The sequence below is a fragment of the Bradyrhizobium sp. Mp19 genome (assembly GCF_029952935.1).
Classification (GTDB): Bacteria; Pseudomonadota; Alphaproteobacteria; order Rhizobiales; family Xanthobacteraceae; genus Bradyrhizobium; species Bradyrhizobium elkanii.
In genome coordinates, this window is sequence record NZ_JASAUT010000002.1 from 20,353 (window position 1) to 32,338 (window position 11,986).

At 64.5% G+C, this 11,986-nt stretch carries 9 protein-coding genes; 3 read left to right on the forward strand and 6 right to left on the reverse strand.

Annotation, left to right across the window (positions count from 1 at the left end):
* Nucleotide 1: 1 nt before the first annotated feature.
* Nucleotides 2-1,210, reverse strand: coding sequence for a deoxyguanosinetriphosphate triphosphohydrolase (locus tag QJT82_RS02845; protein WP_028342081.1), 1,209 nt, complete (start codon nucleotides 1,208-1,210; stop codon nucleotides 2-4).
* A gap of 138 nt (nucleotides 1,211-1,348) precedes the next feature.
* Between QJT82_RS02845 and erpA the strand changes: the two genes are divergently transcribed.
* Nucleotides 1,349-1,678 carry an iron-sulfur cluster insertion protein ErpA gene (erpA, locus tag QJT82_RS02850; RefSeq protein ID WP_016846874.1) on the forward strand — a complete coding sequence of 110 codons (330 nt, stop codon included), beginning with the start codon at nucleotides 1,349-1,351 and terminating at the stop codon, nucleotides 1,676-1,678.
* Between the two features lie 63 nt (nucleotides 1,679-1,741).
* Here the strand turns inward: erpA and QJT82_RS02855 are convergent, their stop codons facing one another.
* Together QJT82_RS02855 and QJT82_RS02860 are read right to left on the reverse strand one after the other, a co-directional pair.
* Nucleotides 1,742-4,870: an efflux RND transporter permease subunit gene (locus QJT82_RS02855; protein WP_264641819.1), complete on the reverse strand. Its 3,129-nt coding sequence runs from the start codon at nucleotides 4,868-4,870 to the stop codon at nucleotides 1,742-1,744.
* Nucleotides 4,871-4,873: 3 nt separating this feature from the next.
* On the reverse strand, nucleotides 4,874-6,007 hold the full coding sequence (locus tag QJT82_RS02860; RefSeq protein ID WP_028342083.1) for an efflux RND transporter periplasmic adaptor subunit: 1,134 nt from the start codon (nucleotides 6,005-6,007) through the stop codon (nucleotides 4,874-4,876).
* A 162-nt stretch (nucleotides 6,008-6,169) separates the two neighbouring features.
* Between QJT82_RS02860 and xth the strand changes: the two genes are divergently transcribed.
* A complete protein-coding gene (gene xth, locus QJT82_RS02865) occupies nucleotides 6,170-6,961 on the forward strand; it encodes an exodeoxyribonuclease III (RefSeq protein WP_028342084.1) in 792 nt (263 codons plus the stop codon).
* Between the two features lie 21 nt (nucleotides 6,962-6,982).
* Here the strand turns inward: xth and QJT82_RS02870 are convergent, their stop codons facing one another.
* The 3 genes from QJT82_RS02870 to QJT82_RS02880 all read right to left on the reverse strand — a co-directional run bounded on the left by QJT82_RS02870 (nucleotide 6,983) and on the right by QJT82_RS02880 (nucleotide 11,538).
* Nucleotides 6,983-7,819: a tetratricopeptide repeat protein gene (locus QJT82_RS02870; RefSeq protein ID WP_028342085.1), complete on the reverse strand. Its 837-nt coding sequence runs from the start codon at nucleotides 7,817-7,819 to the stop codon at nucleotides 6,983-6,985.
* Complete coding sequence (ilvD, locus tag QJT82_RS02875) at nucleotides 7,806-9,530, reverse strand: dihydroxy-acid dehydratase (protein WP_028342086.1); 1,725 nt, start codon at nucleotides 9,528-9,530, stop codon at nucleotides 7,806-7,808. The genes QJT82_RS02870 and ilvD overlap by 14 nt, the downstream gene beginning before the upstream one ends.
* 391 nt (nucleotides 9,531-9,921) lie before the next feature.
* On the reverse strand, nucleotides 9,922-11,538 hold the full coding sequence (locus tag QJT82_RS02880; RefSeq protein WP_028342087.1) for a sensor domain-containing diguanylate cyclase: 1,617 nt from the start codon (nucleotides 11,536-11,538) through the stop codon (nucleotides 9,922-9,924).
* Between the two features lie 232 nt (nucleotides 11,539-11,770).
* On the opposite strand from QJT82_RS02880, the gene QJT82_RS02885 reads away from it, so the two are divergent.
* The gene (locus QJT82_RS02885; RefSeq protein WP_016846867.1) at nucleotides 11,771-11,953 is read left to right on the forward strand and encodes a hypothetical protein; all 183 of its coding nucleotides are present in this window, start codon (nucleotides 11,771-11,773) and stop codon (nucleotides 11,951-11,953) included.
* Nucleotides 11,954-11,986 lie beyond the last annotated feature (33 nt).

Genomic DNA, 11,986 nt, shown 5'->3' on the forward strand with positions numbered 1-11,986 from the left:
GCTAACGCAAATCCGGGGTCGAGTCAAAAAGCCTTTGGTGCTCGATCAGGGCGAAACGGTCGGTCATCCCGGCAATGAAATTGCCGATCCGCCTGTTCCGAGCGCCCCCGGTCTCCTGCACGCTCCCCTCGATCCATTCCGCCGGCAGGTCTTCAGGCGATTGCTGGTAGCGCTCGAACAGATTGCGGACCACCTCCTCCGCCTCCCCCATCACCAGCATCACCCGCTTGTGGCGATACATCCGCCGGAACAGGAACGCCTTGATCGCCGCCTCCTGCTCCGCCACCTCGGACGGAAACGCAATCAGCGGGGCATTGTGGTGGCGCACGTCGTGCGCCGATTGCGGCTGCGCCGCCGCGAGGCGTCGGCTGGCCTCGTTGAAGACTGCGCTGATGAAGTGTGAGATCAGCTCACGCACCAGTTCGGCGCCGCGCCGGACCTCGTCGAGCCCGGGATAGTGACGGTCGATCTCGGCGATGATGTCGGCGGTCAGCGGCATCTCCTTGAGATCGTCGACCGCGAAAAGACCGGCACGCAGGCCGTCATCGATATCGTGCGCGTCATAGGCGATGTCGTCGGCGAAGGCCGCGATCTGCGCCTCGAGCGAGGCATAGCTCCAGAGCTCGAGGTCGTAGCCCTTGTTGTAGTCGGCAATTCCGATCGGGATTCCACTCTCCAGGTAGCGGCCTGCGGGCGCGCCATTGCGCTCGGTCAGCGGACCGTTGTGCTTGACGATCCCCTCGAGCGATTCCCAGGTCAGGTTCAGCCCGCCGAATTCGGGGTAGCGATGCTCCAGCGACGTGACGACCCGCAGCGCCTGCGCATTGTGGTCGAAGCCGCCGTCATCCCTGAGGCATTCGTCGAGCGCCCGCTCGCCGGCATGCCCGAACGGCGGATGGCCGAGGTCATGCGCCAGCGCCAGCGTCTCGGTCAGGTCCTCGTCGACCCCGAGTTGGCGGGCCAGCGCCCGGGCGATCTGCGCGACCTCCAGCGAATGGGTCAGCCGGGTGCGGTAGTGATCGCCTTCGTGGAAGACGAAGACCTGGGTCTTGTGCTTGAGGCGGCGGAACGCGGTGGAATGGATCACCCGGTCGCAGTCGCGCCGGAACGGGCTGCGGGTCCGGCTCGGCGGCTCCGCGACCAGCCGGCCGCGGCTGCGATCGGGGTCGCAGGCATAAGGCGCGCGGGGGGCAGCCATTCCGACCGACACTGTATTTTAGTCCTTATCCATTTGATTCCATGGTCCGACGCACTTAACTATGACTGAGGCGGCCGACCAAATGAATTGGGGATGACGCCGGGCCTGATCCCGATCGGATCACGCTCAAATAGGGTTTCGGAGACCGACATGACTGCTGCCATCACCGTCAGCGAACGGGCCGCCCGCCGGATCGGGCAGATCCTCAGCAAGGAAGGCGAAGGCGCCAAGCTGCGCATTTCGGTCGAGGGCGGCGGCTGCTCCGGTTTCCAGTACAAGTTCGACGTCGAGCGCACCCAGGCCGATGACGACCTCGTGATCGAGCGCGACAGCGCGGTGGTGCTGATCGATCCCGCCTCGGTCCCCTTCCTCGCGGGCTCGGAAGTCGACTTCGTCGACGACCTGATCGGCGCCTCGTTCCGCGTCGTCAATCCAAACGCCACCGCCTCCTGCGGCTGCGGGACCAGCTTCTCGATCTAACGCCTCACGATCCGGAGCAGTTTCTCCCGGCGAGCCGGTTTCCGGCTCGCGCCGAACGCTCGGCTATTCCGCCGCGACCACCTGCGGCCGCTCGACGTCGCCGCCCGCCTCCACCTGCGGATCGAGCTTGCGCCGCAGCCTGCGGTCGATGCGGTCGAGGTAGATGTAGATGACCGGCGTGATGAACAGCGTCAGCAGCTGCGAGACGCAGAGGCCGCCGACCACGGCGACGCCGAGCGGCTGACGCAGTTCGGCGCCGGCGCCCGCGCCGAGCGCGATCGGCAGCGTGCCGAAGATCGCCGCGAACGTCGTCATCATGATCGGACGGAAGCGCAGCAGCGCCGCCTCGCGGATCGCATGCTCGGCGCTCAGGCCGACCCGGCGTCGCTCCAGCGCGAAGTCGACCATCATGATCGCGTTCTTCTTGACGATGCCGACCAGCATCACGATGCCGATCATCGCAATCACCGACAGCTCCATTCCGAACATCATCAGCGTCAGGATCGCGCCGATGCCGGCCGACGGCAGGCCGGAGATGATCGTGATCGGGTGGATGAAGCTCTCATAGAGAATGCCGAGGATCACAAACGCCGCGAACACCGCGGCGAGGATCAGCACACCCTGCCCGCGCAGCGAATCCTGGAACACCTGCGCGGTGCCGGAGAAGCCGGTCACAATCGTCGGCGGCAAATTCGCGGTCTGCTCGAGTTCGGTGATCTTGTCGACCGCGTAGCCGAGTGAGGTGCCCGGCGCGAGGTTGAAGGAGATCGTTACCGCCGGCTGCTGGCCCTGGTGGTTGATCTGCAACGGCCCGACCGTCGGCACCAGCCTCGCCACCGCATCCAGCGGAATGGTCTGGTTGTTCGCGGTCTTCATGTAGAGCTTCGAGAGGTCGGACGGATCGACGCGGAACTGCGGCTGCACCTCGAGGATGATCTGGTAGTCGTTCGACGGCATGTAGATGGTGCCGACCTGCCGCGCGCCGTAGGCGTTGTAGAGCTGGTTGCGGACCTGATCGACGGTGACGCCGTAGACCGCCGCCTTCTCGCGATCGATGTCGACCGTCATCTGCGGGTTCTTGATGTAGAGGTCGGTGGTGACATCGAGCAAGCCCGGTATCTTCTCGATCTTGTCGCGCATCTCGGGCGCCAGCCGGTACAGCGCCTCGGTATCGCCGCTCTGCATCACATACTGATACTGGCTCTTGGAGATACGCCCGCCGATGCTGAGGTTCTGGATGCTCTGGAAGAACGCCTGCATGCCCGGGATCTCGCGCGCCTTCTGCCGCAGACGGCCGATCACGACGGTGGCGTTGTCACGCATCTTCTGCGGCTTCAGCGCGATGAACAGCCGGCCGTAATTCGCCGTCGGATTGGGACCGCCGGAGCCGACCGTAGAGTTGATGTACTCTATCGCCGGATCGGTCCGGAGCACCTCGACCAGCGCCTGCTGGCGCACCTTCATCGCCTCGAACGAGGTGTCGGTCGCAGCCTCCGTCACGCCGATCAGAAAGCCGGTGTCCTCCTGCGGGAAGAAGCCCTTCGGCACGATCATGTAGAGGTAGATGGTGCCGCCCAGCGTAGCCAGCGTCACCACCAGCATCAGGGCCTTCTTGGCCAGCACCCAATCCAGCGCCCATTCATAGGCCCGCAGCCAGGCCTCGAACATCGCCTCGAACGCCCGCAGCACCACGTTCGGCCGCTTGGTCGCGTCATGCGTGCGCAGCACGCGGGCGCACAGCATCGGCGTCAAGGTCAGCGACACGAAGCCGGAGACGATGATGGCAACCGAGATCGTCACCGCGAACTCGCGGAATACGCGGCCCACAATGCCGCCCATCAGCAGCACCGGAATGAACACGGCGATCAGCGAGAAGGTGATCGAGATGATCGTGAAGCCGATCTCGCGGGCGCCCTTCAGCGCCGCCTCGAACGGCTTCATGCCGTGCTCGATATGGCGGACGATATTCTCCAGCATGACGATGGCGTCGTCGACCACGAAGCCGACCGAGAGCGTCAGCGCCAGCAGCGTCATGTTGTTGATGGAGTAGTCCAGCGCGTACATCGCCGCGCAGGTGCCGAACAGCGAGATCGGCACCGCCAGCGCCGGAATGAACGTGGCAGAGGCCGAGCGCAGGAACAGGAAGATCACGAGGATCACGAGGCCGATCGCGATCAGCAGGGTCTCCTCGACGTCGCTGACTGCCTGGCGGATCGAGACCGAGCGGTCCATCATGACCTGCATGGTCACCGAGGGTGGGATCGCGGCGCGCAGCGACGGCAGCTTGGCCAGCACGCCATCGACCACCGCCACGGTGTTGGCGTCGGGCTGCTTCTGGATCGCGAGCACGATCGCCCGCTCGTCGTTCATCCAGGTCGCGATCTTGTCGTTCTCGACGCTGTCATAGACCTTGGCGATCTCGTCGAGCCGGACCGGCGAGCCGTTGCGCCAGGCGACATAGATCTGGCGGTAGTCGGCCGCCTTGTCCATCTGGCCGGAGGCCTGCAGCGCGACGTCCTGCTTGGGGCCGTTCAAGGTGCCGACCGGGGTCGAGGAATTGGCGCGCGACACCGCGGCGCGGATATCCTCCATCGAGACGCTGCGGGCAGCCGCCGCCTCCGGATCGGCCTGGACGCGGATGGCAAATTTCTGCGCGCCGTAGATCAGCACCTGGGCGACGCCCGGCAGCTGCGACAGCGCCTGCCCGATGGTGATGTCGCCATATTCATTGACGCTCGACAGCGGCAGTGTCGCCGAGCCGAGCGAAACGAACAGCACCGGGAAGTCCGCCGGGTTCACCTTCCGGAAGCTCGGCGGGATCGTCATCTCGATCGGCAGGCGGCGTTGCGCGATCGTCAACGCGGTCTGCACGTCGAGCGCGGCAGCGTCGATGTTGCGGTTGAGGTCGAACTGGATGGTGATGACGCTCGTGCCCTGCGAGGAGTTCGAGGACATCGAGGAGATGTCGGCAATGGTCGAGAGCTGGCGCTCGATGATGCCGGCGACCGAGGCCGCCATGGTGTCGGCGCTGGCGCCGGGCAGGGTCGCGGTCACCGCGATGGTCGGGAAGTCCACCTTGGGCAGCGCCGAGACCGGCAGCAGGCGGAAGCCGAACACTCCGAATGCGATGATCGACGCCGTGATCAGCGTCGTCATGACCGGGCGGCGGATGCAAAGCTCGGAGAGCGTCATCGGTCAGGCTCCGGCCTTGCGCGCCCGCAGTTCGACCCGCGATCCCTCGGACAGCAGCAGCTGGCCGTCGACGACGACGCTTTCATCGCCCGCCAATCCGTCTGAGATCACCGAGCTGCCCTGGAAGGTGCGATCGACCTTGACCGGCTGGACCTTGGCGACGCCGTCCCTGACGACGAAGACGAAATTGCCGTTCTGGCTGCGCTGCACGGCGACCGTCGGCACCACGACCGCGTCTTCGCTGCGGATGATCAGCTTGGTCTGCACGATGGTGCCGGGCCACAGCGTCTCGCTCTCGTTGTTCATGATGCCGCGCACGGTCACCATGCCGGTGGTCGCGTCGACGGCGTTCTCGACCATCGCGACCTTGCCGCGCTCGGAACGCTGGTGGCCGGGAATGGTCGCGATCACCTTTGAATCGCCCTTGCCCATCGCGTCGCGCAGATCGACCAGCGCCCGCTGCGGGATCGCGAAGGTGACATAGACCGGCGCCATCTGGTTGATGACCGCGAGCGGCTGGGTGTCGGCGGGGCGGACGAAGTTGCCGACCTTGACGTTGGCGGCGCTGATCCGTCCCGCGAACGGTGCGCGGATGACGGTGTAGCTCTTCTGGACGCGGAGATTTTCCAGCGCGAACCGGTCGGCCTTGATGGTGCCGATCAGGACGTCGGACTGGGTCTTGGCGTTGTCGAGGTTGACCTGCGTGGTCGCGCCCTTGCCGACCAGCTCGGTGTAGCGGCGGAGGTCGCGCTGCGCGCCCTCGAGCTGGGCCTGGTCGCGGGCCAGGACGCCCTCGGCCTGCTCGATCTGCGCGTCGATCTGCCGCGCGTCGAGCGTGAACAGGAGATCGCCTTCATTGACCTTGGCGCCGTCCTCGAAATGCACCGAGACGATGGTGGTCTCCAGCCGCGACTTCAGCGCCACGCTGGAGACCGGCGTGACCTGCCCGATGGCATCGACATCGACCGGAACCGATTTGCGTTCCGCCTTGGCGAGATCCACGGACACCACGCGCGGCCGCGCCGTCCCTTGCGCGGTGGCGGCGCCGCCACCCATCCATGAAGTGCGGGTCATGTAAGCCGCCCCGGCCGCAATGCCGAGAACAGCGACAGTCAGAACCAAATTGCGTTTTTTCATAAGTTTTGCACGTGCGCCGCCGGCTTCCCTTGCAGGCCGGTGCGCGTCGTCACTCCCCCGTCGGCAATTGTTGCGCCTTGTTTCCGGAGAGGGTTAGCACAGGCGGACCGCCCATGGTATGCCACCTAAGTGAAATAGTGCGGCTTCAATCCGGTCATTTGCATGCGCATCGCTACGTGGAACGTCAACTCGGTCCGGCAACGGATCGAACTTCTGGTCAGCTGGCTGAAGGAGTGTTCCCCCGACATCGTCTGTCTGCAGGAGATCAAATGCGTCGACGACGCGTTTCCCCGCCTCGAGGTCGAGGCGCTCGGGTACAATGTCGTCACCCACGGCCAGAAGACCTTCAACGGCGTCGCGCTGCTCTCCAAGCTGCCGTTCGACGAAACCAAATCGGGCCTTGCCGGCGACGACGAGGACGCCCATGCCCGCTTCCTCGAAGGCGTCGTCACGCTGAAGCAGGGCGTGATCCGGGTCGCGTGCCTCTATTTGCCCAATGGCAATCCCGCGAATACCGACAAATATCCGTACAAGCTCAAGTGGATGTCGCGGCTTCTTGAGTATTCGAAGGAGCGGCTGAAGGCCGAGGAGCCGTTGATCCTGGCCGGCGACTTCAACGTCATTCCGGCGGCCCGCGACGTCTACAATCCCGCCGCCTGGGCGGATGATGCCCTGTTCCGCCCCGCCACCCGCGAGGCCTTCCAGTCCCTGCTCGGCCTCGGCCTGACCGACGCGCTGCGGGCGGTCAATGACGAGCCCGGCCAGTACACCTTCTGGGACTACCAGGCCGGCGCCTGGCAGAAGAACTGGGGCCTGCGCATCGACCACCTCTTGATGTCGCCGCAGGCGAGCGACCGGCTGATCGATGTCGGCATCGACAGCTATGTCCGCGCCTGGGAGAAGCCGTCCGACCACGTCCCGGTCTGGGCCGATCTCGATTTCGAGACCGCCTGACCTCGCCGGCCGGCCGGGAGATCAATCCCGGCGGCCCTGCACCCAGTGCTCGAGCATCTGCAGCGCCATCGCGCGATCGTCCTCGGACGCCTTGGCGATCGCCCGGTTGTAGCTTTCCTTGATCCAGGCCTCGTCCGGCGTCGCGCTGTCGCGCGCCAGCGTCAGCCACATCAGGCCGCGTGCCCGCTGCGGCGGCAGGCGGTCGCCGTTGAACAGCATCTGGCCGAGCAGCGCCTGCGCCTGATGCTGGCCCTTCTGGGCGGCGAGCCCAAGCCAGCGCGCCCCGTAACGGAAGTCGTCCCGCGAGGCGTCCGGCGTCTTCAGGTACAGCCGGGCAAGATCGTACTGGGCGTCGGCATTGCCGAAATAGGACGCGGCATAGGAGAACATCTCCCGCGCCCGCTCGGTATCCGCCTTCACCTTGGAATTGGGAATGCCGCTCAGATAGTAGCGGCCGAGCGCCACGAAGGCGTTGGCCACGATCGAGGCCTGCGGCGCCGACGGAGAATCCTCGGCATGCGCATTGGCGATCCGGCTGAAATACTCGAAGGCGCGCATGTCGTCCTGGATGACGCCATCGCCCTCGGCGTACATCTTGCCGAGCTTCCACTGCGCGACGGGGTGACCGCCCTCGGCCTGATACTGCAATGAGCTGAACGACGAGGTCGGCGAGGTCGCCGCAGGCGCCACCGGAGTCGCGGCCCGTTTCAGCGCGCCGGCTGTCCCGGGCTGCGGGGAAACCACAGGAAGAACCGTATCTTGTGGGTTAACCGGAGCGCCGTCGAATCCGAATCCGGGGCCCGCCATCGGGATGGCCCCTAACGCAAACGCAAATATCGTACGCCTAAACGTCCGCATAACACTGTTTCTCGTACGCGCCACCCGGATGGGTGACTGCGCCATCCACCGCCGGCCCCACTTGCTCGGCGTACTTCCACAGCGCACCAGATGTATGGTTCGTCGCGCGAGGGGCCCATTTGGTCTTACGATTTGCGAGTTCGGCGTCGCTCAAATTTACGTTAAGGGTGCCGGCAACCGCATCGATCTCGATGATGTCGCCGTCTTGCAACAACCCGATCGGCCCGCCGACGGCCGCTTCGGGTCCAATATGTCCGATGCAGAAGCCACGAGTGGCGCCGGAGAACCGGCCATCGGTGATCAGGGCAATCTTGCCGCCCATCCCCTGCCCGGTCAGTGCCGCCGTGGTCGCCAGCATCTCCCGCATGCCGGGACCGCCCTTCGGCCCCTCGTAGCGGATCACGATAACCTCGCCTTCCCTGTAGGTGCGCTTCTGCACCGCCTCGAAGGCGTCTTCCTCGCGGTCGAAGCACCGGGCCGGACCGGTAAACCTCAGGTTGGACATTCCCGCGACCTTCACGATCGCACCCTCCGGAGCGAGATTACCCTTCAGCCCGACAACGCCACCTGTCACGGTGATCGGATTGTCGGCGGGCCGCACCACATCCTGGTGCGGATTCCATTTCACGCTTTTGAGGTTTTCGGCGATCGTTCGGCCAGTGACGGTCAGGCAATTCCCGTGCAGGTGGCCATTGTCGAGCAGCGTCTTCATCAGCAGCGGAATGCCACCTACTTCAAACATGTCTTTGGCAACATAACGGCCGCCCGGCTTCAAATCCGCGACGTAAGGAGTCTTTTTGAAGATTTCGGCGACGTCGAACAAATTGAATTTAATGCCGCACTCATGGGCGATCGCCGGCAGGTGCAGCGCAGCATTGGTCGAACCACCTGAGGCTGCAACCACGGCCGCAGCATTTTCAAGGGCTTCGCGGGTGACGATGTCGCGGGGCCGGATGTTCTTCTCGATCAGCTCCATCACCTTCTCACCGGCGGCGGCGCAGAAGGAGTCGCGGATCTCGTAAGGCGCCGGGGCCCCGGCAGAATACGGGAGCGCGAGGCCGATCGCCTCGGAGACGGTGGCCATGGTGTTGGCGGTGAACTGGGCGCCGCAGGCACCGGCCGACGGGCACGCCACCCGCTCGATCTCGTCGAGGTCCTCGTCCGACATGGCTCCGACCGAGTGCTTGCCGACCGCCTCGAACATGTCCTGCACGGTCACCGGCTGCCCGCGGAAGTTGCCTGGCAGGATCGAGCCGCCATAGATGAAGATCGACGGCACGTTGAGGCGGACCATCGCCATCATCATGCCCGGCAGCGACTTGTCGCAGCCGGCGAGCCCGATCAGCGCGTCATAGGAGTGGCCACGAATCGTCAGCTCGACCGAATCGGCGATGCATTCACGCGACGGCAGCGACGAGCGCATGCCGTCATGGCCCATCGCGATTCCGTCGGTCACCGTGATGGTGCAGAACTCGCGCGGCGTGCCGCCGGCCGAGGCCACGCCCTTCTTCACCGCCTGCGCCTGGCGCATCAGCGAAATGTTGCAGGGAGCGGCTTCATTCCAACATGAAGCAACGCCGACAAAGGGTTGATGAATCTGGGCTGTCGTCAGCCCCATCGCATAGAGATAGGACCGGTGCGGTGCGCGCTCTGGGCCCTCCGTCACGTGACGGCTGGGCAGCCTGCCCTTGATGTTCGTCTTGACGTCCATCGCGACCCTGTTCCCGGCGCTCTTTCCTGCATCAACGCCGGAACCCGAAAAAATGTCCCACCGTCGGATTCAGCTACGTGAATATCCTTTCATGTCGGGGTGTGGCTAAAAAGCGGCGCGACTACGGACCGGGTGCTTTTAAGGTTAAATGTTCAAGAACCGTTGCAGTTTCGCAACAATCGTGGCCGCCGGGCAACCATGTATTATCAATCCTTATGGGAACCTGACGCGTGGCTGACCACATAGCTGTCAGATTGCCGCCTTGTGATGGAGCTCGCTTGAGTAGCGGGATTGAAGGACAGCCCTTGCTCACGGATTCAACTGTCAAACGGCGTATTCGGTGTCATCACCCGCGCATGCGCATGCGGGTGATCCAGTATTCCAGAGCCGTTTACCCGGTGGCCAGCTTCGGTGGCGACGGAGGTGACCAGCACTCCGTGCGATTCCGGCCGTGCTCCTTGGCCTGGTAGAGCGCCGCATCGGCGGCCTTCATCAGGGCATCGATCCCGGGCATGCTTGTGAGGGCCTCGGCAACGCCGATGCTTACCGTGAGTGACACCGGCCGATCATCCGCGCCCACCGTCAACGCTTCCGCCCTCTTGCGGATGCGCTCGGCGACGGTTCGGGCGCGCGACAAAGTGGTCTCCGGCAGCAGGACCGCGAACTCCTCGCCTCCGACGCGGCCGACGACGTCGGACTTGCGCTTGCCCCGAATGCATATCCCGGCGACAGCCTTGATGGCTTCGTCGCCGACCGCATGTCCGAAGCGGTCATTGATGCTCTTGAAGTGATCGATATCGACCATCAGCACGGATACCGAACGATAGTAGCGCTGGAACCGGCTCCACTCCGCATCCAGCGTCGTCAGGAAGTGCCTGCGGTTGAACAATCCGGTGAGCGGATCGGTGGTCGCAAGCACCTCCAGCTGCCGTGCGTTGCGTACGAGATCGGTCACGTCGACGAAGGTCAGCATGCGACCGCCGTTTGCCATCGTCGAGCAATGGATCCTGATATGGCGGCCGTCCGGCGTCTGCATGTCGCGCTTGTGGTCGCCCGCCTTGATCTCGGCGATCCGCTTCGCGGGAAAGGCCCTGACTTGCTCCGGGGTCGCGTCCGCCGGAACGGCGCGGCGGTTGCGCGTGAGCAGCGTGATGTATGCCGGATGCCGCGCGACCTCCTCCTCGCTCACCTCCCAGAATTCCCGCATTCGCCGATTGAGGAAGATCGCATTGAGATCGCGGTCGAGCAGGACGACGCCGTCCTCCACGTTCTCGAGCGCACCGGTCAGCAGCTTCAGCTTGTCCGATGCGCGCACGATGTCGGTCACGGGCGTGTAGCTCACCATCCGGCCGCCGTCGGGCAGCGGCGTGCACTGACATCGAACCACATCACCATTGCTGCGCCTGAGATCGATCGGGTTTGGGTCCCCGACGCTCACGAGGCGGACGCGCTCGGCAAGGTAGGCATGAAGCTGCTCAGCCGGCAGCTCATAGGCCATGGTCTTGCAGCCGTGCTGCATCAGATCGGCGAAGGTGGGGTTGCGGTCGGCCACCGCGTCCGGAAGCGCCCACATGCTCCGAAACGCACGATTGATAAACAGGGCTTTCAGCTCTGCGTCCAACAGCAGGATGCCGACGGGGATCTGATCGAGCGCTGCGCGCAGCGCCAGCATGTGCCCGCGCAGAATATCGCCGCTGCGCCGCTCCGGAATGGCGGCCGGCGCGGGAGCGGCAGGCGCGGGCGCCGCAGCGTTGGCCTGCTGCTCTTCAAAAACCAGGCCAAGCTGGCGGTCCGATTGCCACAGCCGTTTGCATGGCTTCACCTGATTGCTGCCGACGAGCAACAGTTGAATGTGATCGGGAATGCCAACGACACTTTCGAGTTCCACGGTGGCGCTCGTCTCCGTGAGCTGGCGGACCGTGCAGTCGAAGGCCGACCGGCCGAAGTTGAAGACGATTTTTCCGGCCAGAAACGTTCGGCCGCGGGAAGCTGACACCTGTCCGGACATGGCGAGAATCCACCTGGAGCAATTGCGAGCCCCCTCACCTCAGCACGTTTGAGTCACCAAGCCATGAACGCTTTCGGGAGGGTTTAATCGGGCGCCGCGCCGATGACGGCGGCTGTGTGCGCCGCAAAACTGCCGGGAAGAATTTAGTTCTACCCTATAATTATGCTGCGCTAGACGCAGTCGGAGTAGTAGCGTCGCAACTCCCTCAGTAACAGTCAGGGAAATTCCCGCCATGTCTGCTCTTCAAGCGAAGCTGGAACGATTTGAGATCCTCGCCGACGAATGCGAGCTGATCGCTAGCAGGACGCTGGATGGGAGCAACCGCGAACTGTACCAGCGGCTGGGCGGGCACTATCGCGAGCTGGCGACCGATATGAGGGCCGTGATCGCGACGATCAACGCTCCGGCAGCGTAAGAAAAAGGGCCGCTCGAAACAACAAGCGGCCCA

Excerpts from the sequence above, each read along its gene's own strand:
- erpA (WP_016846874.1), top strand. The coding sequence starts at position 1,349 with ATGACTGCTGCCATCACCGTCAGCGAACGGGCCGCCCGCCGGATCGGG.
- QJT82_RS02855 (WP_264641819.1), bottom strand. The coding sequence starts at position 4,870 with ATGACGCTCTCCGAGCTTTGCATCCGCCGCCCGGTCATGACGACGCTG.
- QJT82_RS02860 (WP_028342083.1), bottom strand. The coding sequence starts at position 6,007 with ATGAAAAAACGCAATTTGGTTCTGACTGTCGCTGTTCTCGGCATTGCG.
- xth (WP_028342084.1), top strand. The coding sequence starts at position 6,170 with ATGCGCATCGCTACGTGGAACGTCAACTCGGTCCGGCAACGGATCGAA.
- QJT82_RS02870 (WP_028342085.1), bottom strand. The coding sequence starts at position 7,819 with ATGCGGACGTTTAGGCGTACGATATTTGCGTTTGCGTTAGGGGCCATC.
- ilvD (WP_028342086.1), bottom strand. The coding sequence starts at position 9,530 with ATGGACGTCAAGACGAACATCAAGGGCAGGCTGCCCAGCCGTCACGTG.
- QJT82_RS02880 (WP_028342087.1), bottom strand. The coding sequence starts at position 11,538 with ATGTCCGGACAGGTGTCAGCTTCCCGCGGCCGAACGTTTCTGGCCGGA.
- QJT82_RS02885 (WP_016846867.1), top strand. The coding sequence starts at position 11,771 with ATGTCTGCTCTTCAAGCGAAGCTGGAACGATTTGAGATCCTCGCCGAC.